Below are 21,787 nucleotides of genomic sequence, written 5' to 3'. Positions count from 1 at the left end.
CTATAAAAACGAAGCGTATATAAATGCAACCGTTTTCTGGCGCCAAGCGCATCACCCTCCCGCCGTCAAAGCCGGACCAGAAGCTTGAACTGAGCCTGCCCGCCCGCCGCAAGCGGGCCGCCGGCGCGGGCGAGGGCGCCAGTTCCCCTGACTTCATCACGGCTCTGGCGCGCGGCCTGGATGTGCTGCGTTGCTTCCGCCACGGCGTGGCTGCGCTGGGCAACCTGGATCTGGCGCGCCTGACCGGCCTGCCCAAACCCACCATCAGCCGCATCACCTACACGCTGACGGAACTGGGTTACCTGCGCTATCACCCCGACACCGGCAAGTATTCGCCCGGCTATGGCGTGCTGGCGCTGGGATTCGGCCTGCTTGCCGGCCTGGAAGTGCGCGAACTGGCCAAGGCGTCCATGACCGATCTGGCGCGCGAGACCGGCGGCGCGGTGGCGCTGGGCGCTTTCGACGGCGACGCCATGACCTATGTCGAGGCGATCCACGGCTCGTCCGCGCTGTACCTGCGCCTGCCCGTCGGCTATCGCGCCACGCTGGACAGCGCCATGGGGCGTGCGTACCTGGCCAGCCTGCCCGAAGACGAGTGCGACGCCGTCCTCGCGCGCCTGGACCAGGCGGCGCCGGCGCCCGAGGCCATCGCGCGGGCGCGCGCCGAACTGGCGCAGGCCGGCTGCTGCTGCGCCATCGGCGAATGGCAATCCGGCATCAATGCCGTGGCCGTGCCGTTCACGTCCATCACGGGCGAAGGCGTCTTCGTCATGAGCTGCGGCGGGCCGGCCAGCTTGCTGGAGGCTTCGCATCTTCGGGATCACGTCGCCCCGGCGCTCCTGGCGGCGGTGGCGGGCCTGGCGGGCACGCAGGCCTAGGGCATGGGACGCATCCGGGCCGCGCCTGGCTATCTCGTACAATTCACGGATTAATCCACCCCCAAGTGCCCCGGAGGCCCGTTTGGCCAAACCCACTCAAGCTGATCCGCAGAACGACGATCGTCCCTTGCCCCAGGATTTCGAAACGGCGCTGGCCGAACTGGAATCACTGGTCGCGGCCATGGAAGACGGATCGCTGCCGCTCGAGCAATCGCTGGCTGCCTACCGGCGCGGCGTGGCGCTCACGCGGGTGTGCCAGGATCGCCTGGCGCAGGCCGAGCAGCAGGTCAAGGTCCTCGAAGGCGGCCTGCTGCGGCCGCTGGATCCCGCGGCGCTGGACGACGAATAAGACACCAATGAAGCAAACTCAACTCGCATTTTCCGAGTGGTTGCAAGGCCGTGCGCGCCACGTCGAAGACGTGCTCGATGACCTGCTTCCCTCGGCGGATCAGGCGCCTGCCCGCTTGCATGAAGCCATGCGCTACGCCGTGCTCGGCGGCGGCAAGCGCGTGCGCGCCGCCCTGGTCTATGCCGCCGGGCAGGCCTGCCCCGTCAGCGGCAGCGTGCTTGCCATCGAGGCCTCGCTGGACCGCGCGGCCGCCGCCGTCGAACTGATCCACGCCTACTCGCTGATCCACGACGATCTGCCCTGCATGGACGACGACACGCTGCGCCGTGGCCGTCCCACCACGCACGTGCAGTTCGACGAAGCCACCGCCATGCTGGCGGGCGACGCGCTGCAGCCGCTGGCATTCGAACTGATCGCGTCCATGCCGATCGCCCCGGCGTTGATCGTCCAGGCCACCCAGTCGCTAGCCCGCTCGGCCGGCAGCCAGGGCATGGCAGGCGGGCAGGCGATCGACCTGTTCAGCGTCGGCCGCTCGCTGTCGCGCGATGAACTGCAGATGATGCACGGCATGAAGACCGGCGCCATGCTGGCGTGCAGCGTGGCGTTGGGCGGCATCGTGGCGGGCGCCAGCTCGGCATCGCGCCAGGCGCTGGACGCCTACGCGCAGGCCATGGGCCTGGCGTTCCAGGTGGTCGACGATATTCTTGACGTCACCGCGGACAGCGCCAGCCTGGGCAAGACACCGGGCAAGGACGCCGCCGAAAACAAGCCTACGTACGTGTCCCTGCTGGGCCTGGACGAAGCCCGGGCGTTTGCCGAGGAACTGCGCGTGGCGGCGCTGGCCGCCCTGGCGCCGCTGGGCGACGCCGGCGCGCGTCTGGCCCAGCTTGCCGACTTCATCGTTCTTCGAGACCGCTGATCCGAGATCAGCCCGGCCTTCTTGGTAGGCCGGGCCAACGAACCCCATAAAAGCATGACGACAGATTTACTGGACCGTATTCAATCGCCGGCTGACCTAAAGCGCCTGGATCGCCGCGAACTGAAAAAGCTTGCCGATGAACTGCGCGGCTTTGTGCTGGAGTCGGTGTCCAAAACGGGCGGACACCTGTCGTCCAACCTGGGCACCGTCGAACTCACGCTGGCGCTGCACCAGGTGTTCGACACGCCGCACGACCGCATCGTGTGGGACGTGGGTCATCAGTCCTATCCACACAAGATCCTGACGGGACGCCGCGCCGGCATGGCCAAGCTGCGCCAGCAAGGTGGCATTTCGGGCTTCCCGAAGCGCAGCGAATCCGAGTACGACGCCTTCGGCACCGCGCATTCGTCCACGTCGATCTCCGCGGCCCTGGGCATGGCGGTGGCCTCGCGCAATGCGGGCGAACAGCGCCAGCACATTGCCGTGATCGGCGACGGCGCCATGTCCGCGGGCATGGCGTTCGAGGCCATGAACAACGCGGGCGTCACGCCCGACATCAACCTGCTGGTGATCCTGAACGACAACGACATGTCGATCTCGCCGCCGGTGGGGGCGCTGAACCGCTATCTGGCGCGCCTGATGTCCGGACGCTTCTACGCCACGGCCAAGAACGTGGGGCGGGCGGTGCTGCAGCACGTGCCGCCGGTGCTTGAGCTGGCGCGCCGCTTCGAGGAGCACGCCAAGGGCATGGTCACGCCCGCCACGCTGTTCGAAGAGTTCGGCTTCAACTACGTTGGCCCCATCGATGGCCATGACCTGGACGCGCTGGTTCCCACGCTGCAGAACCTGAAAGCCCTCGAAGGCCTGCAGTTCCTGCACGTCGTCACGCGCAAGGGCCAGGGCTACAAGCTGGCCGAAGCCGATCCCGTGCTTTATCACGGTCCCGGCAAGTTCGATCCGGCGGTCGGCATCCAGCAATCGAAGGCGCCGGGCAAGCGCACCTTCACGCAGGTGTTCGGCACGTGGCTGTGCGACACGGCGCAGCAGGATGCGCGCCTTGTGGCCGTCACGCCCGCCATGCGCGAAGGCAGCGGCCTGGTCGAATTCGAACAGCGCTTCCCGCAGCGGTATTTCGACGTGGGCATTGCCGAACAGCATGCCGTCACGTTCGCCGCGGGCGTGGCGTGCGAAGGCCAGAAGCCGGTCGTCGCCATCTATTCCACCTTCATGCAACGCGGCTACGATCAGTTCATCCATGACGTCGCCCTGCAGAACCTGGACGTCACGTTTGCGCTTGACCGCGCCGGCATCGTGGGCGCCGACGGCGCCACACACGCCGGCAATTACGACATCGCCTTCCTGCGCTGCGTGCCGAATATGGTGGTGGCCACGCCTTCCGACGAAAACGAAACTCGCCTGCTTCTGTCGACCTGTTATCAGCACCCCGGTCCGGCATCGGTGCGTTACCCGCGCGGCGCGGGCTGCGGCGCGGCTGAAAGTCAGAGTCTCGATACCGTTGAACTGGGCAAGGGCGTCGTCCGCCGCGAAGGCAAGAAAATCGCCATTCTGGGCTTTGGCACGCTGGTGCAGGCTGCGCTGGGCGCCGCCGGCAAGCTGGATGCCACCGTCGCCGACATGCGCTTCGCCAAGCCGATCGACCGCGACCTGATCCTGGATCTGGCCAGCCGCCACGACGCGCTCGTCACCCTGGAAGACGCCTGCATCATGGGCGGCGCAGGCAGCGCGGTACTCGAGGTGCTGAGCGCCGCCGGCGTGCTGATTCCGGTGCTGCAGCTTGGCCTGCCGGATGAATTCATCGACCACGGCGAGCAATCGGCCCTGCTGGTGGGGCTCGGCCTGGATGCCGCGGGCATCGAGCAGTCGATCCGCACGCGCTACGCCGACCTGTTGAAGTGATCCGGCCGGCCTGATTCCGGCTGATCTTTGCGTCCGAGGACATTCGTCTTCGGACGCAAGGATGAAACACACTGTTCCGGCCCCGCCCGCATGGCGCCGTGGGGTTACCCCTTCTCATTGCGCGTGGCTGGGCGATAATTAGCCCCTTCTCAAGACAACTGGGCCAGCACGTTGCGCCATGGCGGACCGGCCCGGACAGGTAAGCCGAAATGAATTCTCCGATCGACCCCGCCATCGTGATGCCCGACGTCCAGAGCGCCACCGACACGCGGCATATCCCGATCCAGCGCGTTGGCATCCGCGGCGTGCGTCATCCCATGCTGGTCCAGAGCGGCGACGGCTCGGCGCAAGGCACGGTGGCCAGCTGGACGCTGACCGTGGCCCTGCCGCCCGAAGAAAAGGGCACGCACATGTCCCGCTTTGTGGCCCTGCTCGAAAAATACCGCACCACGGCCATGACGCCGGCGCTGTTCCGCACCATGGCGGCCGACATGCTGCCGCTGCTGCATGCCGAACGCGGCGACATCACGGCATCGTTCCCGTACTTCATCAACAAGTCCGCGCCGATCTCCGGCGTGCAGAGCCTGCTGGATTACGAGGTCCAGTGGATCGCGCGCGCGCAGGCCGACCGCGTCGAATTCGAGCTCGTGGTCCAGGTGCCGGTCACCAGCCTGTGCCCGTGTTCGAAGGCCATCTCCGAATACGGCGCGCACAACCAGCGTTCGCACGTTACGGTGTCGGCCATCCTGAATGAAGACATCTCGATGGACGGCGTGATCCGTCTGATCGAAGACGAAGGCTCTTGCGAACTGTGGGGCCTGCTCAAGCGCCCCGACGAAAAGTTCGTCACTGAACGCGCCTACGACAATCCCAAGTTCGTCGAGGACCTGGTGCGTGACGTGGCGGCCCGCCTGAACGCGCACCCCGGCATTGCGCGCTATCGCGTCGAGGCCGAAAACTTCGAGTCGATTCACAACCACTCGGCCTACGCCGTCGTCGAAGGCTGAACGCCCGTGCGCCACCCGGCGGCCAGCGACTGGCCGCTCATCGCCGACCTGCAGCAATGGGAAGCGCGGCTGGCCAGCAATCTGGCGAGCCGCGGCCGCTTTGGCGTGGCGCTTTACGAGTTCTTCCGCTTCGGCGTGAAGCAGGCCTGGGCGTGTCTGTTCGGCGGCCTGATGTGCGCGCTGCTGCTGGGCACGCACTGGTGGTATCCCAAGGATGCCGCGCTGGCGCGCTACGACTTCCTGACGCTCGCCGCGCTCGGCATCCAGGCCGCGCTGCTCGCGCTGCGCATGGAAACCTGGAGCGAAGCGCGCGTGATCCTGATGTTCCATGTGGTCGGCACCTGCATGGAAATCTTCAAGACCGCCGCCGGCTCGTGGATCTATCCCGAGGCCAGCGTGCTGCGCATCGGCGGTGTGCCGCTTTTCACGGGCTTCATGTACGCCGCGGTGGGCAGCTACCTGGCACGCGTGTGGCGGCTATTCGATTTCCGCTTTCGCGCGCATCCGCCGCTGGCCGCGACCGCCGTGTTGTCGGTGCTGATCTACGTGAACTTCTTCGCGCACCATTACGTGATGGACTTCCGATGGGCGCTGTTCGCCATGACCGCCGTCCTGTTCGCGCGCACGTGGGTGTATTTCCGGATCTGGCAGGTCTACCGGCGCATGCCGCTGCTGCTGGGCTTCGTGCTGGTGGCGCTTTTCATCTGGTTTGCCGAAAACATCGGCACCTTCGCCAATGCGTGGCGCTATCCCAACCAGGCGCAGGTCTGGCAGGCCGTGTCCATCGCCAAGCTGGGTTCCTGGTTCCTGCTCATGATCATCAGCTACGTCATGGTCAGTGCCGTCAACCGGCCGCGGGCGATCACCGCCGCCGACCTGCCTGCAACTGGCGGGCAGGAACCTGCCCGAAACGCGTCCCTTATTTCTTAAGCCTACGCCGGCTTGCAAGCGACCGCCCAATCGGTGATAATCGAGAGCTTTCTTGCTCGACCACCCATGGTTTTTGGGTAGCGGGCTGCCCCTTGCGGCGAAACGTCAACGATGTTGATCCACCCATGATGGAAAGCGCGGGTGCAAGACGTTTGGCCAGCAAGACATCCTCAAGGAGTTTTACTCATGCGTCACTACGAAGTAGTGTTTATTGTTCACCCCGACCAAAGCGAGCAAGTGCCCGCCATGGTCGAGCGTTACCAAGCGCTGGTCACGGGCCAAGGCGGCTCGATCCATCGCCTGGAAGACTGGGGCCGCCGTCAACTGGCCTACCCGATCCAGAAGCTCGTCAAGGCTCACTACGTCTGCCTGAACATCGAGTGCGGCCAAGCCACGCTGGATGAGCTGGAACACTCGTTCCGCTACAACGACGCCGTGCTGCGCCACCTGGTCATCAAGACCAAGAAGGCCCAGACCACCCCGTCGATCATGATGAAGTCGGTCGAGCGCGAAGAAGCCCGCAAGGCTTCGGCGGAAGCTGCTCCGGCTCAGGCCGAGTAATCAGGCTCACGCAGAGCTCATTGCATCAAGTCCCCTCGGTACCAGGCAGGATGAACAAGCTGGAACTCAGCGCCCGCGTTCTCGAATGCGAGCCTTTGCGCCACACACCCGCCGGTTTGCCAGCGCTGGAAATGCTGCTGGCGCACGAGTCGGAAGTCATCGAAGCCGGCCACCCGCGCCGTGTCGAACTGACGATTTCCGCCGTGGCACTGGGAGATCTGGCGCTGCTCTTGAGAAACACCGCTTTAGGGTCTGAATTGCTGGTGCAGGGGTTTTTGGCTCCCGCCCGCAAGGACTCGGTGAAGATCAAGCTGCATCTGCAGCAGGCGCGCAAGATCAGCGGAAGCGCTGGACGCGATCCGCAGGTGGCCTGAAGGCAATGAGAGACAGGGTGCGAGAGCGCCTTCTGAATTCGGATAGGTTATGGGGAAGTGGGCATTGACCCAGTCCCCTCAAACATAAAGGCACATATCATGGCTTTCTTCGGAAAACGCAAAGAAAAACGCAAATTCACGCAGCAGAACCCGCTCTTCAAGCGTCGTAAGTTCTGCCGCTTCACCGCAGCCGGCGTCGAAGAGATCGACTACAAGGATCTGGACACCCTGCGCGACTTCGTGCAAGAAAACGGCAAGATCATCCCGGCTCGCCTGACCGGCACCAAGGCAATCTACCAGCGCCAGCTGGACACCGCCATCAAGCGCGCGCGCTTCCTGGCTCTGTTGCCTTACACCGACAACCACAACTAATCCGGGGCACTGAAATGCAAGTTATTCTGCTCGAAAAAGTCGTCAACCTGGGCAACCTGGGTGAAGTCGTGCGTGTGCGTGATGGCTACGCCCGCAACTTCCTGATTCCCCAGAAGAAGGCCCGTCGCGCAACCGACGCCGCCCTGAAGGAATTCGAAGCCCGCCGCGCCGAGCTGGAAAAGGTCCAGGCTGAAAAGCTGGCCGCTTCCCAAGCCCTGGGCGAGCGCCTGAACGGCTATCAGCTCAAGATCGTTCAGAAGGCCGGCGTTGACGGTCGTCTGTTCGGTTCGGTCACCAACGCCGACATCGCCGAAGGTCTGAAGAAGGCTTCGTTCGAAGCCGTCGAAAAGGCCCAAGTGCGTCTGCCCAATGGCCAACTGAAGGCTATCGGCGAGTACCCGGTCCAGGTCGCCCTGCACGCCGACGTCGTGGTCGACATCACGGTTCTGGTCGAAGGCGAACTGTCCTGATCCGGCAGTCGCGGTAAAAAGAAGCCGGCCCGCGTGCCGGCTTTTTTTCTTTTTTCAGCCCTGTGCCGATGTCGTGCTGAATGGTGCGCGGCGACGCACCCTCGTTTTACGCTGTCATTCCAGAGGACCTCTTGACTCATCCGCCTGTCCATCACAACGCGCCGCCCGGCCTGAGAGCCTGGCTCGACAGCGTGGATGCGTCGCGTGAACCTTCGGTGCGGGATGTGACGATAGATGGCGTGCGCTGCATCATCAAGCGGCGCCGGCCCGGCATCCTGCAGAGCGTGAGCTATGTGCTGCGCTACGTGCGCGCCTTGTTCCTCGCCGTGGGCTGCAAGGTCTTCCTGGGCGAGTTTCCGCGTCCCAGCGTGCTGTTGCGCAATGGTCTGGCCCACGAAGGGCAGCGCCTGGCGCAGTTGCTGGAAGCAGGGTCGCGCGTCCCCGAGGTGTGGTGGCGGGAGCAAAACCTGCTAGTGCTGGAGTTCGTAGGGGAAGACCTGGCGGACCTCATCCGCAACGAAGACTCCACCTCGCGCATGTGGCTCGCGCGCGCCGCGGCGGCCGATCTGGCCGCTTTCCATGCCCGCGGCATGTGGCATGGCGGGGCGCAGATCCGCAACGTTACGCTGCGCGATGGCGAGATCTGGCGCATCGACTTCGAGGAAAACATCGGCGCGACGCTGTCGCGGCCGCTGGCGCAGGCCTATGACCTGTTCCAGATGCTGGCCTCGCTGGTGTCCCTGCGCAAGTTGGGCGATGCAGATGCGCGCACGCTGGGCAAGCTGGCCCTCGATGTCTACCTGGACTGCAATCCCGACCCCGAGGTCAGGGCCCGCTTGAAGCGCCTGGCGCGCGTGCTGTGCGGCATCGCCATGCCGCTGCGTCCCATCCTTGCCCGATTCCCCTCGCGCGACATCCAAGGGTTTTTCCGCGTCGCGGATATCCTGCAGCCGTTACTATTGAAGCCATGAACACACCCGCCGATTCCCAGCTCGAGTACCTGCGCGTCCCCCCGCATTCCATCGAGGCGGAGCAGTCGGTCCTGGGCGGACTGCTGCTGGACAACGCTGCCTGGGACCGTATCGCGGATGTGCTTCTCGAAGAAGACTTCTACCGTCACGACCACCGGCTGATCTGGCACCACATTGCGCGCTTGATTGGTCTGGCGCGCCCGGCCGACGTCATCACCGTGCACGAGTCCCTCGTCAGCGCGGGCAAGGCCGAAGAGTCCGGCGGGCTGGCTTACCTGAATGCCCTGGCGCACAACACGCCGTCGGCCGCCAACATCCGCCGGTACGGCGAGATCGTGCGCGAGCGCGCGATGCTGCGCAAGCTGGTGTCGATCGCGGACGAAATCTCGTCGGCCGCCATGAACCCGCAGGGCAAGGAAGCGCGCCAGCTGCTGGACGAGGCCGAATCCAAGGTGTTCAAGATCGCCCAGGAAGGCGCGCGCGGCGCGGCCGGCTTCCAGGAGATCCAACCGCTTCTGACGCAGGTGGTCGAGCGCATTGACGAGCTCTACCACCGCGAGAGCACGTCCGACGTGACGGGCGTGCCCACGGGCTTCACCGATCTGGACAAGATGACGTCGGGCATGCAGGGTGGCGACCTGATCATCGTGGCCGGCCGCCCGTCCATGGGCAAGACTTCGTTCTCCATGAACATCGGAGAGCACGTCGCCATCGAAGAGGGCCTGCCCGTGGCGGTGTTCTCCATGGAAATGGGCGCGGTGCAGCTCGCCATGCGTATGCTGGGTTCCGTGGGACTCCTGGACCAGCACCGCATGCGTACGGGCAAGCTGATCGCCGAAGACTGGCCGCGCGTCACGCACGCCGTGCAGCTCATGCAGGATGCGCAGGTCTACATCGACGAATCGCCGGCGCTCAGTCCCATGGAAGTGCGCGCCCGCGCGCGTCGTCTGGCGCGCCAGTGCGGCCAGCTTGGCCTCATCATCATCGACTACCTGCAGCTCATGTCCGGCAACGGTTCCGGCGAAAACCGGGCCACCGAAGTGTCGGAAATCAGCCGCTCGCTCAAGGGTCTGGCCAAAGAACTGAATTGCCCGCTGATCGCGCTGTCGCAGCTCAACCGAAGCCTGGAACAGCGTCCCAACAAGCGCCCCGTCATGAGCGACCTGCGCGAATCGGGCGCAATCGAACAGGATGCGGACGTGATCCTCTTCATTTACCGCGACGAGGTCTACAACCCCGATTCGCCAGACAAGGGCACGGCCGAGATCATCATCGGCAAGCAGCGTAACGGCCCGATCGGCACGGTGCGCCTGACGTTCCAGGGTTCCAGCACACGCTTTTTGAACTTCTCCGGCGCGCAGCCGCGGGACATGTACTGATTCCGCACATCGCCACATCAAAAAAAAACCGCGCAGCAGCGCGGTTTTTTTACGAGACGGCGATCAGTGCGTGGCGTCGGGGCGCTTGCCGTAGCGCGCCGCCAGTACGCCGCAGACCATGAGCTGGATCTGGTGGAACAGCATCAGCGGCAGCACCACAGCACCCACGGCGTGACCGGCGAACAGCACCTGGGCCATCGGAATACCGCTGGCCAAGCTTTTCTTCGAGCCGCAGAAGAGCAGCGTGATGCGGTCTTCGATGCTGAAGCCGAAGATGCGGCCGGCCAGTGCGGACAGGCCCAGCGCCAGCGCCAGGATCACGCCGCAGCTCACGACCAGGCCGACCAGCGCGGGAATCGGGGTGCTGCTCCACAGGCCTTCATTGATGGCCTCGGAGAAGGCCGTGTAGACCACCAGCAGGATCGAGCCCTGGTCCACGAACTTCAGCATGGCCTTGCGCTTGTGCACCCACGCGCCGATCCATCGCCGCGCGAACTGGCCCAGCACGAACGGCAGGAGCAGTTGCAGCATGATCTTGCCGACGGCGTCGAACGAGATCGGCGCGCTGCCGGCGTTGGCGACGACCGTACCGACCAGCAGGGGCGTGAGGAAGATGCCCAGCAGGCTGGAGGCCGACGCGCTGCACACCGCGGCGGGCACGTTGCCGCGCGCCATGGAGGTGAACGCGATGGCCGATTGCACGGTGGCAGGCAGGCAGCACAGGAACAGGATGCCCAGGTAAAGCTCCGGGGTGACCAGCGGCTCCAGCACGGGTTGCAGCGCCAGCCCCAGCAGCGGGAACATCAGGAACGTGGCCGAGAAGATGGTCAGATGCAGCTTCCAGTGCGTAAGGCCGGCGATGATGGCCTCGCGCGAAAGGCGCGCCCCGTGCAGGAAGAACAGCAGGCCGACGGCCACGTTGGTAATCCAGCCGAACACCACCACGCCTTGCCCATGGGCGGGCAGGAAGCTGGCGATGATGACGGTGCAGATCAGGTAGAGGGTGAAGCGGTCGGGCAGAAGTCGAACGAGGCGGGACATGGGAAGGGAGGAAGAACGGAAAAGCGGCGGCGCGGGGCGCCGGAAACGGGGCGTATTGTAGACCCGCACCGTCGCGGACCCATCGCGAGATGGCCGCAAGCGTCCGCGCGCTGAGGCAGTCTGCGGATCTTTACGCGCTCAAGGCGTCATCGCCAGCGCCAGATCGAACGCTTCCACCAGCGACGCGTGGTCGGCCACGCCCTGGCCGGCGATGTCGAATGCGGTGCCGTGGTCCACGCTGGTGCGCACGAACGGCAGGCCGACGGTGACGTTCACGCCGTGGTCCAGGCCCAGATACTTCACCGGGATGAGGCCCTGGTCGTGGTACTGCGCCACCACGATGTCGAACTCTCCGCGGCGGGCGCGCATGAAGACGGTATCGCCCGGCCAGGGGCCGCTGGCATCGATGCCTTCCGCGCGGGCGGCAGCGATGGCCGGTTCGATGATGTCCATGTCTTCGCGGCCGAACTTGCCGCCTTCGCCCGCATGCGGATTCAGACCCGCGACGGCGACGCGCGGCTGCGCGATGCCCATCTGGCGGCAGGCGCGGTCCGCAAGCCGCATCGCGGTCAATTCGGCCTGGGGCGTGATGCGCGCCATGACGTCGGCCAATGCGACGTGGATGGTCACGAGCAGCACGCGCAGCTCATTGTTGGCCAGCATCATCGCAAAGTCCTGCGTGCCGGAGCGGTCCGCCAGGATTTCGGTGTGGCCCGGATAGTCGATGCCGGCCTCGTGCATGGACTTCTTGTTCAGCGGGGCGGTCACGATGGCGCGGATGTGTCCGGCAAGCGCGTCGTCGATGGCCGCGCACACATAATCGTAGGCGCCGCGGCCCGCCAGGGCGCTGACTTTACCCAGCGGCAGGCCCACGGGCAGGGGGGGGCTGCAGGCCACCACCTGGATGCCAGCCGCGTCCGGCCGGGCCTGGCTGATGTCCGCGATCTCGGTGATATCCAGGCGGGCGCCCAATTGCGTCGCCGCGCGGCGCAGCGCACCAGCATCGCCATACACCACACAGGGCGCGCCCAATCCGTGCGCACAGGCCTTGACGACGATTTCGGGACCGATGCCGGCGGCATCGCCCATGGTGATGCCCACAGGCAGGAGAGTGTTCACGATGGTGGCCGTGGGCGCTTACTGAGCGGTGTTCTTGGGAGGATCGATGGGCGCGCATTCGAACGTGACCGTGGCGCGCTTGGAACCCAGCCCGGTGGCGTGGTTGGACGTCACGCTGGGCTTGACCAGCTTGCGGCCAAGCGACTGGCAGTGCTGGTCGGCGCGCTGCAATGCCTGGTTCTTGATCTCGACCCAGCTCAGCAATTGCGTGCCGGAACTATAGGTGACGCTGTATTGGTCCTTGTTGACGGACGTGACCTCGCTCATGCTGGAACACGCGGTCAACAGGACGAGGAGGGCGGCGGCAGGGGCAAGGCGAGCAAGCATGAAAAATCCAGGATTCGCGACAGGCCCCATTACACCACCATGTGGCGTCCGCCGGAAAGACGCGCGAGGGGCGCGCGGCGGCTCAGGGAGCGGCAACCGCGCTGCGCCGATCAACCTTGCGGCTGAGCACGATCGAGGTCTGCGTCTGCTTCACGCCGTCGATGAGTCCGATACGGTCCAGCAGCGCGTCCAGTTGTTCGTGGGTCTCGCAGCGCAGGAAGATCAGGTAGTCGTAGGGACCGCTGACCGAGGACACTTCCTCGACCTCCGGCATCCGCTCCAGTTCACGGATCACGGCGGCCGGCGTCTTGGGCAGCACGCTGATGAAGCAATAGGCGCGCACCGCCGCCTCTTCGAGCAGCCGGCCCAGGCGCACGCCGTAGCCGGAAACGATGCTTTCACGTTCCAGCCGCGCGATGCGCGCCACCACGGTGGTGCGCGCCAGCCCGAGCTTGCGCGCGAGGATGGCGGCGGGTTCGCGCGCATTGGCCTGCAGGAGGCTCAGCAGTTGCCGGTCGATGGCGTCGAGTCGTTCGTTCATGCGATGAGCGATGGCGTTGAGCAGGAAGGCGAAGTGGCGACGGTACAGGCGCCTGCCTGCCCGCGTCAATGCGGCGCCGCTACCCGTCGGACTCGGGCGGAATGCCGCCGTGATAGATGCGGCCGTCGAACTCGAAGCGCGTGATGGTCTTGTGCGCGGCATCGAAGATGCGGTCCCGGCTGGCGGCGTCCAGGCCGTCGTGGTCCGCAAAGCTGAAACGGCACAGGTCGATGTCGCTGTCATAGAACGCGCTGTGCACGAAGCGGCTGACATCCGATTCGTGCGCAAAATGGGCGAACTCGCGCAGTTGCTCCATTTCGTGGAACGAGCCGTTGCGGCTGACCAGCAGCATGCCGAACTTGCGCTCTTCGTCCGCCATCGGTTCGGGCGGCGGCGCCGCGCCATCGCCGTGCGGATCCTGGCAATCGAAGTGCGCGCCGGCCTCACGCATGGCGGCCAGCACGCGTTGCCATTCCGGTTCTTCCAGCGTCAGACGGGCCATCATGTAGAACAGCCGCTGCCGGCCCAGCGTGCGCGGTTCCGGCCCGCCCACATAACCGGGCCAGGGTGTCGAGGCGTCCAGTCCGGCCAGCTCGGCCATTCTGCTGTCGGGATAGCCCAGCCTGTCCTGCAGCCGTTGCAGCGACTGGGCGCTTGGCGGGACATAGTTCTGGATTGTTTTCATGTGCGCGCTCCGGTTGAGCCGGGCGCCCGGAGACAGCGCCGGCGGCGTGCGCCGCGGTGCCTCTTGCGGCTACGCTTCATGCTAGCGCCGCGTCCGGTGCTTGCCTAGCCGCGGCAGGGGAGGCGCGCCACTTGCTGTCAGCCCTGGCGCGCCCGGCCACCATGCTAGGATTCGCGCCAGATTTCATCGCCAGGAGGCTTACATCATGGACATCCAGGAACAGATCGCCGTTGTCGTGCACACCATCTCGCATCAGGGTGGGCGCATCGACGCGCTCAATACCACGCTGCTCTCGATGCTGCATCTGGCGAAGAATTCGCCGGGCCTGCGCGAGGCCATCGAGGCGCAACTGGAGCAGAATTACTCCGGCCTGCTGGCGCGTTCCGAGAATCCGCAATACGTCGCGGGTTTCGAAAGCGTGCGTGACATGGTCCTGACCGCCCTGAAGTGATGCGCCCGGCCGCAGTTACCCACAGGTTCTGTGGACAAGCCTTGGGATAGCGCGGGCATAGATTCACAAACTCCTTCAATTACAACGGCTTGCGCGGGGCGGTCAAAAGCGGCGCCATTGCGCCGAAGCAACGCGCAACCGGCGCGCCGCCACGGCAGGCCAAGCCCGGGTAATATGCGGCCCCATGCGGAATCAGTATTCATTGGAAAGCCGGAACCGCGCCCTCGTGGCGCGCGTTTCGGAAGCGGCAAAGCTGGCGGCATTTGACCCCGGCAAGCTTTCCCCCGAGGCGAGGGAGAGCTGGGAGCGCATGGGCCATGGCTTCAAGGCCTGGCACGACTTCGACCAGCGTCACCCGATCCTGCGCCGCCTTGCAAAGCTGCCCATCATCGGCATGCTGTACCGCAACGCGCGCCGCCGCCATGTGCAGCGCGCAAACGGCAAACTGGTGTTCTGAACGCGCCCGCCGCTATTTGCGGCGGCGCGCGTAAACCTGATAGGCCAGCCACACCAGCACGCCGAGCGCTACTGCCACGGCCAGCTTGGTTTCCACGCCGTGCAGGCGTCCCAGCAGCGCTTCGATGGTCCGGCCGAACACGAATCCCAGCAGGCTGAAGCAGAGCGCCCAGATCATGGCGGCGATGGCGTTCAGCACCAGGTAGCGCAGGGCCGGCACCGTGGACACGCCCACGGCAACCGGCCCCACCGTACGCAACCCATACAGAAAGCGCAGCGCCAGTATGAATCCGTTGGGATATCGGTCGATGGCCGCCAACGCCTTGCCGAACGCCGGCTTGGCGCGGATGCGCTGCACGTAGCGATGGTCGCGGTAGCGGCGGCCCAGCAGGAACAGCAGTTGATCCGCCATGAACGAGCCGGCAAACGCGCAGAGCATGACGTAGGGCAGATGGAACAATCCCTGGTGCGCCAGGAATCCCGCAAACACCACCACGCTTTCGCCTTCCAGGAAGGTCCCGCCCAGCACGGCCCACAGGCCATAGTCCGCGATGAATTGATGCAGTTCCGCGTTCATGCTGTCCTTTCTTCCACGATGCGCGCGAGCGTCACCAGTGCGTGCGAGATCTCCGGCGTGATGCGTTGTCCGCAACTGATGCGCAGGAAGTGGTTGTAGCGGGCGCCATTGGAGAACATCGCGCCGGGCGCCACGCGTATCCCTTGCCACAGCCCGGCCTCGAAGACGTCCATGCCCGACACGCCCTCGGGCATTTCCACCCAGAGCAGCATCCCGCCTTGCGGCACGCTCAGCCGCGTGCCCCGCGGAAAATGCGCGGCGATGGCCTCGGCGGTCAGGTCGCGCTGCGTCTTCAGTTCTCGACGCAGCCGGGCCAGATGGCGATCGTAGGCGCGCGAGCCCATGTACTCCGCCACGGCGATCTGCGCCAGTGGTTCGTTGGGCCGGCTTTGCGCGAACTTCAGCATGGCGATCCGGGCTTTCCACCGGCCGCCCAGCAGCCAGCCCAGCCGCATGCCGGGGGCCAGCGTCTTGTGCATCGACGAACAATAGATGACGTTGCCCGTGGCGTCCCAGGATTTCGCCGCGGCCAGCGGGGTGTCGTCGTCGGTCAGTGCGCCGTATGTGTCGTCTTCAATGAGCGGCACCTGCTGGCGCTCGCACAGCGCCACCAGCCGCGCCTTGTGCGCGTCGGGCATGACGCAACCGAGCGGATTCTGGAAGTTCGGCACAACGACGACGGCGCGGATATTGCCGTGCGTCTGGAAGGCCAGGTCCAGCGCTTCGATCGACAGCCCGTGCTGGGGGCTGGTGGGAATCTCGAGCGCGCGCATGCCGAGGCTTTCCAGGATCTGCAGCAGACCGAAGTAGGCGGGCGATTCCACGGCGATGGTGTCGCCCGGCCGGGCTACGGCACGCAGCGCCAGATTCAGGGCCTCGATACAGCCATGCGTGACGATGACGTCGTCCGGCGTGGCGTTGATGCCGTTGGCCAGCGCGCGACGGGCCAGCACGCCGCGCAGGTCAGGATGCCCCTGGGGCGGTACCGGGCTGACCAGCACCTCGGGCGACTGCCGCAGCGCGCGCGTCATCGCCTGCTTGAGCGCCTCCATGGGATAAGCCTGGGGCACCGCCGCGGCCAGCGCAAAGTTGGCGCTGACCCGGTGCGCTTCACATTTGGCGATGAAGTCCGAAACCCGGTCGTGGATGCCGACATACTGCGCCGCGCCCAGGGTCTGGCGGATGTCCGGCTCGGCCACGGGCGGAATGCTGTTGCGGCGAGGTTTCAGCACGAAGTAGCCGGAGCGGGGACGGGCCTCGATCAGGCCATCGTCCTCGAGCTGGCGGCAGGCCTGCAGCGCCGTGGATAGGCTGACATGATGGGTGCGCACCAGCGTGCGGACCGAGGGCATGCGCTGGGCGGGGGCCAGCACGCCCGTCTGGATGGCGCGCCGGTAGTGATTGGCCAGGCGTAGGTACAGCGGTTGAGGTTCCATGCGCCGATCTTGCTCCCCGGGGTTGGACGGTGGGTAGGCACAGATGCAGGCAAAGTACACCATAACAGCCACAAAATCGACCCTCTGCATCGGTACAGAAAGCCGATTTTTGTGGCTGTTGCGCAAAGCAGGGCGCGCGTAGCCTGTGATGGTCCTTTTGGAGATCATCATGACCCCGCATTCCGACCCCGCCTCGCCAGGCCTTCGCCTGGAACTACCCGCCGGCGCCAGCCGGAGTTTCGTCCTGCGCGCAGGCGCTGCCGTTGTCTGCGTCGAAGGCAGCGTGCGCGTTGAGGAAGCGGCAAGCGGCCTGGAAGCCGCAGGCGGCCTGCATCGCGTCGTACCGGCCCGGCTCAACGCGGGCGAGGTTCACGGGGTGTCCTACGGCGGCGCGGTGCGCCTCACCGCGCTGGATAGTGCGCAGGTGATCTGCCTGAATTGCACCGGGCGACTTGACACTGTCCTGCGCCACGTCGCCAATGTTTTTCGCGGTTTTCTGTCGAAAAACGGAAACATTCACGTGGGTGCGCTGCACAAGATTTCAAAATGATGTATGATTCACACATCAGACGCGGGGTGGAGCAGTCTGGCAGCTCGTCGGGCTCATAACCCGAAGGTCGTAGGTTCAAATCCTGCCCCCGCAACCAGTTTCAAGCAGTACCCGGTCTCCCGGCGGCGCGTTTCAAGTGCACCCGGCAAGACCGCAGTGAAAAAGGCCGCGACAGTGTCGCGGCTTTTTTTTTCGCCTGGCGATTGCGCTGGGTCACGCGCGGGTCGGGTCCGGAGTTTCCCGGGTGTCCGCGGCCGCACACGGCCGCAACCCTGCGCTACCATGGGCCACGCGCGCTACATTGCCGCACAGAAGGAGTGTCCATGGGAACCGCAAAATACGATCATCCCGGCTACGTTGCTGATACGGGCGCTGAGGGCAAGTACCACGTGGGCATCTGGTGCCCGCACGGGTATCCCGCCCACATCCATATCGGCCGTCCGGCCGACCGCGGCGATCCCTCTGCCTTGCTGAGGCTGCGCATCCCCGACGGCGTGTTCCAGTCGCTGCCGGACGATCCCGAAACCCTATGCCGCCGCGCGCTGGGTCAGGCGCTAGATGCCGGCCTGCTGCGCAGCGTCGCGGTCGACGGCGAGTACCAGGAACTGCGTTTCCAGCTCGATGCCGAGCCCTGGTCCGGCCCCATGCACGCAGCCGAGCGCGCCTGACGCCATCCCCAGAACGCGGCAGTTACCCACAGGGATTGTGGAAAACCCTTGGGATAGCTGCTGCGTATATTGGATTTTTCCAGCAAAAACATAGGCTTGGCGTCTGCGGTCAAGAAATGGCCGCTGCGAGCGATTCGGGACAATGGAACGCGCAGATGCGACGCGCGCTCGTAAGAAGCCCACTGACGCCGTGAGACAATCTGCGTCCCATGGCTGCGCCGTGCTTTCGTCCCTTTTCCTTCCGACTTCTCCCGCATGCTTTCCGCCTTTTCCCGCTCGCGTCCTGTCATGAAGGCGACGGCGCCATGAGCCTGTCCGCCAAACGCGTTGCCGTCATCGGGGGCGGCCCCGCCGGTCTCATGGCAGCGGAAAGGCTGAGCGAAGCCGGGGCGCAGGTGGACGTCTTCGACGCCATGCCCTCGGTGGGACGCAAATTCCTGATGGCGGGACGGGGCGGCCTGAACTTGACGCACAGCGAGCCCGCCGAGCCTTTCCTTGCCCGCTTTGGCGACGGCGCCCCGTTCGTGCAGCCATGGCTGCAGACGATGGACGGCGCCGGTCTGCGCGATTGGGCGCATGCGTTGGGCATCCAGACATTCGTGGGCTCGTCGGGGCGGGTGTTTCCGCAGGAGATGAAGGCGGCGCCGCTGTTGCGGGCCTGGCTTGCCCGGCTGCGCGGACAGGGCGTGCGCTTTCATATGCGACATCGCTGGCTTGGCTGGCGTGGCGACAATCCCGGTATGGACTTGCTGCGCTTTGCGACGCCCGACGGTGAAGCGCGCCATGCACCGGATGCGGTCGTGCTGGCGCTGGGCGGCGGCAGTTGGGCCAAGCTGGGATCCGATGGCGCCTGGGTGCCGGATCTGCAGGCGCACGGCGTGCCGGTTGTGCCATTGCGGCCCGCCAACTGCGGGTTCGACGTGGACTGGTCCGATCATTTTCGCAGCCGCTTTGCCGGCCAGCCGGTCAAGTCTGTGGCCATGTCCTGCGGCGGGCCTGGCCGTCAGGGCGAATTCGTCGTGTCCGAGACAGGCATAGAAGGCAGTCTCGTCTATGCATTGTCCGCAACCCTGCGCGACAGGATCGAGGCCGATGGCAGCGCCGTGGCCATGCTGGATCTTGCACCGGACTGGCCGCACGCAAAGGTGATGGCGGCGGTGACGCATCCGCGCGGCGCCCGCTCGATGTCAAGCCATCTGCAAAGCCGGCTGGGACTGACGGGGGTGAAGGCGGGCTTGCTGCGGGAATGCGCCAGCGCCGAAGACTTCAAGGACCCCCAGCGCCTCGGCCAGCGGGTCAAGGCGTTGCCGTTGACGCTGCGGCGAGCTCGCCCGATCGACGAAGCGATCAGCACGGCGGGCGGGGTGGCGTTCCAGGGACTGACGGCCGGGCTGATGCTCAAAGCCGTGCCCGGCGTTTTCTGTGTGGGGGAAATGCTGGATTGGGAGGCGCCGACGGGCGGCTACCTGCTGACCGCCTGCATGGCCAGCGGCGCATGCGGCGCGGCCGGCGTGATTGATTTTTTGAAGGGACAGGCTTGAAAGGTCTGTCCTGAACCCGCATCCCTGAGTGGGCTGCGAGCCCGGGAAGATCAGGAACCCGTCGGGTGCGGCGCCATGCTCATCGGGGCGCGGGGCGCCAGATCGCTGACGACGTGACCCACCACGGGCGGCTCGCCTTCGGGCTGCGAAATGATGCCGATCACACGGGTGATGGCGCTGGCGGGAATGGTGGTGCCGTGGGCGGGATCCTGCACCAGTTGCCAGATCGTGGCGTTCGCCATGCCCGTGTCGCCCTCGGTCAGGTCGAGGTTGTCCAGGCAGTTGCGTGCAAAGGAAGACCAATCCGAAGCGTTGCACGGCAGACCGTGTGAGGTTGCCAAGCGGGCCAGGGCCAGTGGCGCGTCTGCCTGGCTTGCGGCGTGCTGGGCAGCGGTGCCCAGCGTGACGTCCAGGGACAGCAGGCGGAGAAACTCAACAACGTTGTCCGTGCTCATCTTGTAGTCTCCTTCCTTTGGGGGCTGTACTCTGCGATCGCCAGCCGGGCCGCTTGCCGGGTTGTCATCCCGGACCTTGTCCCAGCATCGACACCAGCGACTGTTTCAGGCGCGGCGAAAAAATCGGCACCGTATGCGCTACGCCGCTGCGGTCGATGCCTTCTTTGAGTTCGACTGACTGCCCCAGAAAAATTTCCGGTGCGGCAGAAATTTCGTTGTACCGCGCCAGCAATTCATTGACCTGGGCCTGCGCGTCCGCCAGCGTGCTGCTATCCGCCAGCTTGCCGGCGGCATGGGTCTGCAAGATGCGATGCAGGTCGTCGATGAACAGCGCCAGGGCGGCCTGTCCGCGGCACTGGGGCTGTTCCCAGCCCCAGCCTTGCGGGCTGGCGCCAGCGGATTGTGATGCTTGTTTCTTCGTCATGTGCGCATCCTAATCCATTGGCGGCAAATACGCGACAGGCGAGAATGCGTCGCAAGTGTCACCGGCGCGTAAGGGTGGTGACGGTTTTTTGTCGGTGTTGTTACACGTGACCGGCTTGTGTCACCGAGGCGGCCTTTGAGGTATGCTGGGTTCGGTTTTTTCCATGCCCAGACAGGAGATGTTTATGAAGAACAAAGTCTTTCTCGTCATGATGCTTTCTATTGCTGCGCTGACGGCGGGGTGCAACACCGTCGCCGGGGCCGGTAAAGATATTCAGCGGGGCGGGGAAAAGATCGAAGGGGCCGCGGAAAAGCGGTAGGGCATCAGGCCCTTTGCCGTCATGACGGCGCAAGGCCACGCAGGAAGTGCCGCACTTGGGCACTTTCGGCGTGGCCTTTTTGCAGCCGCTGGCATAATCGCGAAAGTCCGAATAGCAATGGCGGGAAGAATCATGCGCAAGTCTGTATGGGTGGCTGTCACGTTGGCGGCCACGTTGGCCGGATGCGCCAGCACCGGGGTCTACGAGTCGGAAACCGCAAAGAAGGAAACCTTCAGCGTCGACACCAATTATCAGGCGGCATTCCGCCGAGCCGGCGAATACGTGCGCGCGTGCCATACGCAGGTCAGCCATCCTTATGGCGTCTCTTATGCCTGGCGCCATAGCCTGGGCGAGAAGGGCGCGCCGGACGAAATCCAGCTTTACAAGGTCGGCCAGCCGGCAACCGTGCTCGAACTGATTTCGGCGGAGGCCGATGGTCCCGCCACCTCCAAGGTGACCGTGACGGTGCTGGGCGAAGGGCGCTGGGACGAGGCCGAGATCGCGGCGGCGCGCAAGTCGATACAGAGCGCGACGCCGACGTGCCGTAGCGCCACCGGCGGCTAATACCATGGACGCCCGCGCCCAGCAGCTCCGCGCAAACGGCACGTCGTTCGCGCTGCTGGCCGGCGCGTTTCGTTTTCTGGGGTGGTTGAATGGCGGTGCCGCCCTGATCCTGGTCGGATTCACATTGGGCATCGTGGGGCCGGACATCGCCGCGCCCGATCTGCAGATTCCCCTGTTGTTTTTCCTGGCCGGTCTTGTGCTGGCCGGTCTGGGGGTGGCGTTTGCGTACTTGGCGCAGGTCAGCCTGTTGCGGCAAGGCTACAGCGGCCATCTGACGCGTGGTCATTGGCCCGCGCAATTGCTGGCGCTGATTTGCTTCGTGGCAAGCATGCTGGCCTTCTGCGCGGCGTGCTGGTTCGCGGCCGGACAGGCCGTGACGGCGACACCACAGGCGGCGGCCTACGCTCAGCGGTAAAAGCGCGGGTAAATCCGTATGCGCAAAAATATTGGACTTGTGTAGATGGTCGGAATAATATGCGCACTGCGTATATAAATCCTCTTTTTGG

Annotated in this window: 29 protein-coding genes and 1 tRNA gene; 21 read left to right on the top strand and 9 right to left on the bottom strand. The window is 65.2% G+C overall.

Annotation, left to right across the window (positions count from 1 at the left end; genetic code table 11):
• Positions 1–23 precede the first annotated feature (23 nt).
• The 12 genes from B3098_RS06080 to B3098_RS06025 all read left to right on the top strand — a co-directional run bounded on the left by B3098_RS06080 (position 24) and on the right by B3098_RS06025 (position 10,127).
• Complete coding sequence (locus B3098_RS06080) at positions 24–878, top strand: IclR family transcriptional regulator (RefSeq protein ID WP_286893017.1); 855 nt, start codon at positions 24–26, stop codon at positions 876–878.
• Positions 879–960: 82 nt separating this feature from the next.
• Positions 961–1,227, top strand: a complete 267-nt coding sequence (locus tag B3098_RS06075) for an exodeoxyribonuclease VII small subunit (RefSeq protein ID WP_056567431.1) — start codon at positions 961–963, stop codon at positions 1,225–1,227.
• A gap of 7 nt (positions 1,228–1,234) precedes the next feature.
• Entirely contained in the window at positions 1,235–2,146 is a 912-nt protein-coding gene (locus B3098_RS06070; RefSeq protein WP_286893012.1) for a polyprenyl synthetase family protein, read from the top strand.
• Between the two features lie 54 nt (positions 2,147–2,200).
• The gene (gene dxs, locus B3098_RS06065) at positions 2,201–4,063 is read left to right on the top strand and encodes a 1-deoxy-D-xylulose-5-phosphate synthase (protein WP_218345111.1); all 1,863 of its coding nucleotides are present in this window, start codon (positions 2,201–2,203) and stop codon (positions 4,061–4,063) included.
• A 209-nt stretch (positions 4,064–4,272) separates the two neighbouring features.
• Entirely contained in the window at positions 4,273–5,070 is a 798-nt protein-coding gene (folE2, locus tag B3098_RS06060) for a GTP cyclohydrolase FolE2 (protein WP_175124663.1), read from the top strand.
• 6 nt (positions 5,071–5,076) lie between these two features.
• Positions 5,077–6,000 (top strand): DUF817 domain-containing protein, encoded by a 924-nt coding sequence (locus tag B3098_RS06055; RefSeq protein ID WP_175138793.1) that lies wholly within the window; start codon positions 5,077–5,079, stop codon positions 5,998–6,000.
• A gap of 186 nt (positions 6,001–6,186) precedes the next feature.
• Positions 6,187–6,561, top strand: coding sequence for a 30S ribosomal protein S6 (gene rpsF / locus B3098_RS06050; RefSeq protein WP_056322467.1), 375 nt, complete (start codon positions 6,187–6,189; stop codon positions 6,559–6,561).
• A gap of 50 nt (positions 6,562–6,611) precedes the next feature.
• On the top strand, positions 6,612–6,935 hold the full coding sequence (priB, locus tag B3098_RS06045; RefSeq protein WP_175124661.1) for a primosomal replication protein N: 324 nt from the start codon (positions 6,612–6,614) through the stop codon (positions 6,933–6,935).
• 99 nt (positions 6,936–7,034) lie between these two features.
• The gene (rpsR, locus tag B3098_RS06040) at positions 7,035–7,307 is read left to right on the top strand and encodes a 30S ribosomal protein S18 (RefSeq protein WP_006218308.1); all 273 of its coding nucleotides are present in this window, start codon (positions 7,035–7,037) and stop codon (positions 7,305–7,307) included.
• 14 nt (positions 7,308–7,321) lie between these two features.
• Positions 7,322–7,777 (top strand): 50S ribosomal protein L9, encoded by a 456-nt coding sequence (gene rplI, locus B3098_RS06035; protein WP_175124660.1) that lies wholly within the window; start codon positions 7,322–7,324, stop codon positions 7,775–7,777.
• A gap of 131 nt (positions 7,778–7,908) precedes the next feature.
• Complete coding sequence (locus tag B3098_RS06030) at positions 7,909–8,748, top strand: RIO1 family regulatory kinase/ATPase (protein ID WP_175124659.1); 840 nt, start codon at positions 7,909–7,911, stop codon at positions 8,746–8,748.
• Positions 8,745–10,127, top strand: a complete 1,383-nt coding sequence (locus B3098_RS06025; RefSeq protein WP_056322477.1) for a replicative DNA helicase — start codon at positions 8,745–8,747, stop codon at positions 10,125–10,127. Before B3098_RS06030 ends, B3098_RS06025 begins: the two co-directional genes overlap by 4 nt.
• Before the next feature lie 63 nt (positions 10,128–10,190).
• On the opposite strand, the gene B3098_RS06020 is transcribed toward B3098_RS06025, so the two are convergent.
• The 5 genes from B3098_RS06020 to B3098_RS06000 all read right to left on the bottom strand — a co-directional run bounded on the left by B3098_RS06020 (position 10,191) and on the right by B3098_RS06000 (position 13,840).
• A complete protein-coding gene (locus B3098_RS06020; protein WP_175184354.1) occupies positions 10,191–11,168 on the bottom strand; it encodes a bile acid:sodium symporter family protein in 978 nt (325 codons plus the stop codon).
• Positions 11,169–11,306: 138 nt separating this feature from the next.
• On the bottom strand, positions 11,307–12,287 hold the full coding sequence (gene pdxA / locus B3098_RS06015; protein ID WP_286892951.1) for a 4-hydroxythreonine-4-phosphate dehydrogenase PdxA: 981 nt from the start codon (positions 12,285–12,287) through the stop codon (positions 11,307–11,309).
• 18 nt (positions 12,288–12,305) lie between these two features.
• Positions 12,306–12,614 carry a hypothetical protein gene (locus B3098_RS06010; RefSeq protein WP_175138789.1) on the bottom strand — a complete coding sequence of 103 codons (309 nt, stop codon included), beginning with the start codon at positions 12,612–12,614 and terminating at the stop codon, positions 12,306–12,308.
• 82 nt (positions 12,615–12,696) lie between these two features.
• Positions 12,697–13,155 carry an Lrp/AsnC family transcriptional regulator gene (locus B3098_RS06005; protein WP_175124655.1) on the bottom strand — a complete coding sequence of 153 codons (459 nt, stop codon included), beginning with the start codon at positions 13,153–13,155 and terminating at the stop codon, positions 12,697–12,699.
• A gap of 79 nt (positions 13,156–13,234) precedes the next feature.
• The gene (locus B3098_RS06000) at positions 13,235–13,840 is read right to left on the bottom strand and encodes a hypothetical protein (RefSeq protein ID WP_279973055.1); all 606 of its coding nucleotides are present in this window, start codon (positions 13,838–13,840) and stop codon (positions 13,235–13,237) included.
• A gap of 205 nt (positions 13,841–14,045) precedes the next feature.
• Here B3098_RS06000 and B3098_RS05995 point away from each other — a divergent pair, with 205 nt between their 5' ends.
• Together B3098_RS05995 and B3098_RS05990 are read left to right on the top strand one after the other, a co-directional pair.
• Positions 14,046–14,291, top strand: coding sequence for a hypothetical protein (locus tag B3098_RS05995; protein ID WP_056567399.1), 246 nt, complete (start codon positions 14,046–14,048; stop codon positions 14,289–14,291).
• Positions 14,292–14,517: 226 nt separating this feature from the next.
• Positions 14,518–14,748, top strand: coding sequence for a hypothetical protein (locus tag B3098_RS05990; protein ID WP_224776755.1), 231 nt, complete (start codon positions 14,518–14,520; stop codon positions 14,746–14,748).
• 12 nt (positions 14,749–14,760) lie between these two features.
• On the opposite strand, the gene B3098_RS05985 is transcribed toward B3098_RS05990, so the two are convergent.
• The gene (locus tag B3098_RS05985) at positions 14,761–15,324 is read right to left on the bottom strand and encodes a DedA family protein (RefSeq protein WP_279973054.1); all 564 of its coding nucleotides are present in this window, start codon (positions 15,322–15,324) and stop codon (positions 14,761–14,763) included.
• Positions 15,321–16,760, bottom strand: coding sequence for a PLP-dependent aminotransferase family protein (locus tag B3098_RS05980; protein WP_286892942.1), 1,440 nt, complete (start codon positions 16,758–16,760; stop codon positions 15,321–15,323). Before B3098_RS05980 ends, B3098_RS05985 begins: the two co-directional genes overlap by 4 nt.
• A 169-nt stretch (positions 16,761–16,929) precedes the next feature.
• Here B3098_RS05980 and B3098_RS05975 point away from each other — a divergent pair, with 169 nt between their 5' ends.
• The 4 genes from B3098_RS05975 (at position 16,930) to B3098_RS05960 (ending at position 19,519) form a co-directional block, all read left to right on the top strand.
• The gene (locus B3098_RS05975; protein ID WP_279973053.1) at positions 16,930–17,310 is read left to right on the top strand and encodes a hypothetical protein; all 381 of its coding nucleotides are present in this window, start codon (positions 16,930–16,932) and stop codon (positions 17,308–17,310) included.
• A 20-nt stretch (positions 17,311–17,330) separates the two neighbouring features.
• A tRNA-Met gene (locus B3098_RS05970) sits at positions 17,331–17,407 on the top strand.
• Positions 17,408–17,633: 226 nt separating this feature from the next.
• On the top strand, positions 17,634–17,978 hold the full coding sequence (locus B3098_RS05965) for a hypothetical protein (RefSeq protein WP_175124648.1): 345 nt from the start codon (positions 17,634–17,636) through the stop codon (positions 17,976–17,978).
• A 305-nt stretch (positions 17,979–18,283) separates the two neighbouring features.
• Complete coding sequence (locus B3098_RS05960) at positions 18,284–19,519, top strand: TIGR03862 family flavoprotein (RefSeq protein ID WP_286892937.1); 1,236 nt, start codon at positions 18,284–18,286, stop codon at positions 19,517–19,519.
• Between the two features lie 50 nt (positions 19,520–19,569).
• Here B3098_RS05960 and B3098_RS05955 read toward each other — a convergent pair whose 3' ends face one another.
• Positions 19,570–19,974: a hypothetical protein gene (locus B3098_RS05955; protein ID WP_175124646.1), complete on the bottom strand. Its 405-nt coding sequence runs from the start codon at positions 19,972–19,974 to the stop codon at positions 19,570–19,572.
• A gap of 64 nt (positions 19,975–20,038) precedes the next feature.
• Entirely contained in the window at positions 20,039–20,398 is a 360-nt protein-coding gene (locus tag B3098_RS05950; protein ID WP_175124645.1) for a hypothetical protein, read from the bottom strand.
• Between the two features lie 184 nt (positions 20,399–20,582).
• Here B3098_RS05950 and B3098_RS05945 point away from each other — a divergent pair, with 184 nt between their 5' ends.
• The 3 genes from B3098_RS05945 to B3098_RS05935 all read left to right on the top strand — a co-directional run bounded on the left by B3098_RS05945 (position 20,583) and on the right by B3098_RS05935 (position 21,696).
• Positions 20,583–20,717, top strand: a complete 135-nt coding sequence (locus B3098_RS05945) for an entericidin A/B family lipoprotein (protein WP_105241420.1) — start codon at positions 20,583–20,585, stop codon at positions 20,715–20,717.
• Positions 20,718–20,849: 132 nt separating this feature from the next.
• Positions 20,850–21,281 (top strand): BPTD_2524 family lipoprotein, encoded by a 432-nt coding sequence (locus B3098_RS05940; protein WP_175124644.1) that lies wholly within the window; start codon positions 20,850–20,852, stop codon positions 21,279–21,281.
• Between the two features lie 4 nt (positions 21,282–21,285).
• Positions 21,286–21,696, top strand: coding sequence for a hypothetical protein (locus tag B3098_RS05935; RefSeq protein ID WP_175124643.1), 411 nt, complete (start codon positions 21,286–21,288; stop codon positions 21,694–21,696).
• The last annotated feature ends 91 nt before the right edge of the window (positions 21,697–21,787 follow it).

This window comes from Achromobacter sp. UBA2119 (assembly GCF_002331005.1).
GTDB lineage: Bacteria > Pseudomonadota > Gammaproteobacteria > Burkholderiales > Burkholderiaceae_B > Achromobacter > Achromobacter animicus.
The sequence above is the reverse complement of the archived record's forward strand: the minus strand, read 5'-3'. Positions and strand labels throughout refer to the sequence as shown.

Excerpts from the sequence above, each read along its gene's own strand:
- B3098_RS06080 (WP_286893017.1), top strand. The coding sequence starts at position 24 with ATGCAACCGTTTTCTGGCGCCAAGCGCATCACCCTCCCGCCGTCAAAG.
- B3098_RS06070 (WP_286893012.1), top strand. The coding sequence starts at position 1,235 with ATGAAGCAAACTCAACTCGCATTTTCCGAGTGGTTGCAAGGCCGTGCG.
- dxs (WP_218345111.1), top strand. The coding sequence starts at position 2,201 with ATGACGACAGATTTACTGGACCGTATTCAATCGCCGGCTGACCTAAAG.
- folE2 (WP_175124663.1), top strand. The coding sequence starts at position 4,273 with ATGAATTCTCCGATCGACCCCGCCATCGTGATGCCCGACGTCCAGAGC.
- rpsF (WP_056322467.1), top strand. The coding sequence starts at position 6,187 with ATGCGTCACTACGAAGTAGTGTTTATTGTTCACCCCGACCAAAGCGAG.
- priB (WP_175124661.1), top strand. The coding sequence starts at position 6,612 with ATGAACAAGCTGGAACTCAGCGCCCGCGTTCTCGAATGCGAGCCTTTG.
- rpsR (WP_006218308.1), top strand. The coding sequence starts at position 7,035 with ATGGCTTTCTTCGGAAAACGCAAAGAAAAACGCAAATTCACGCAGCAG.
- rplI (WP_175124660.1), top strand. The coding sequence starts at position 7,322 with ATGCAAGTTATTCTGCTCGAAAAAGTCGTCAACCTGGGCAACCTGGGT.
- B3098_RS06025 (WP_056322477.1), top strand. The coding sequence starts at position 8,745 with ATGAACACACCCGCCGATTCCCAGCTCGAGTACCTGCGCGTCCCCCCG.
- B3098_RS06020 (WP_175184354.1), bottom strand. The coding sequence starts at position 11,168 with ATGTCCCGCCTCGTTCGACTTCTGCCCGACCGCTTCACCCTCTACCTG.
- B3098_RS06010 (WP_175138789.1), bottom strand. The coding sequence starts at position 12,614 with ATGCTTGCTCGCCTTGCCCCTGCCGCCGCCCTCCTCGTCCTGTTGACC.
- B3098_RS06005 (WP_175124655.1), bottom strand. The coding sequence starts at position 13,155 with ATGAACGAACGACTCGACGCCATCGACCGGCAACTGCTGAGCCTCCTG.
- B3098_RS06000 (WP_279973055.1), bottom strand. The coding sequence starts at position 13,840 with ATGAAAACAATCCAGAACTATGTCCCGCCAAGCGCCCAGTCGCTGCAA.
- B3098_RS05995 (WP_056567399.1), top strand. The coding sequence starts at position 14,046 with ATGGACATCCAGGAACAGATCGCCGTTGTCGTGCACACCATCTCGCAT.
- B3098_RS05985 (WP_279973054.1), bottom strand. The coding sequence starts at position 15,324 with ATGAACGCGGAACTGCATCAATTCATCGCGGACTATGGCCTGTGGGCC.
- B3098_RS05980 (WP_286892942.1), bottom strand. The coding sequence starts at position 16,760 with ATGGAACCTCAACCGCTGTACCTACGCCTGGCCAATCACTACCGGCGC.
- B3098_RS05975 (WP_279973053.1), top strand. The coding sequence starts at position 16,930 with ATGACCCCGCATTCCGACCCCGCCTCGCCAGGCCTTCGCCTGGAACTA.
- B3098_RS05965 (WP_175124648.1), top strand. The coding sequence starts at position 17,634 with ATGGGAACCGCAAAATACGATCATCCCGGCTACGTTGCTGATACGGGC.
- B3098_RS05960 (WP_286892937.1), top strand. The coding sequence starts at position 18,284 with ATGAGCCTGTCCGCCAAACGCGTTGCCGTCATCGGGGGCGGCCCCGCC.
- B3098_RS05955 (WP_175124646.1), bottom strand. The coding sequence starts at position 19,974 with ATGAGCACGGACAACGTTGTTGAGTTTCTCCGCCTGCTGTCCCTGGAC.
- B3098_RS05950 (WP_175124645.1), bottom strand. The coding sequence starts at position 20,398 with ATGACGAAGAAACAAGCATCACAATCCGCTGGCGCCAGCCCGCAAGGC.
- B3098_RS05945 (WP_105241420.1), top strand. The coding sequence starts at position 20,583 with ATGAAGAACAAAGTCTTTCTCGTCATGATGCTTTCTATTGCTGCGCTG.
- B3098_RS05940 (WP_175124644.1), top strand. The coding sequence starts at position 20,850 with ATGCGCAAGTCTGTATGGGTGGCTGTCACGTTGGCGGCCACGTTGGCC.
- B3098_RS05935 (WP_175124643.1), top strand. The coding sequence starts at position 21,286 with ATGGACGCCCGCGCCCAGCAGCTCCGCGCAAACGGCACGTCGTTCGCG.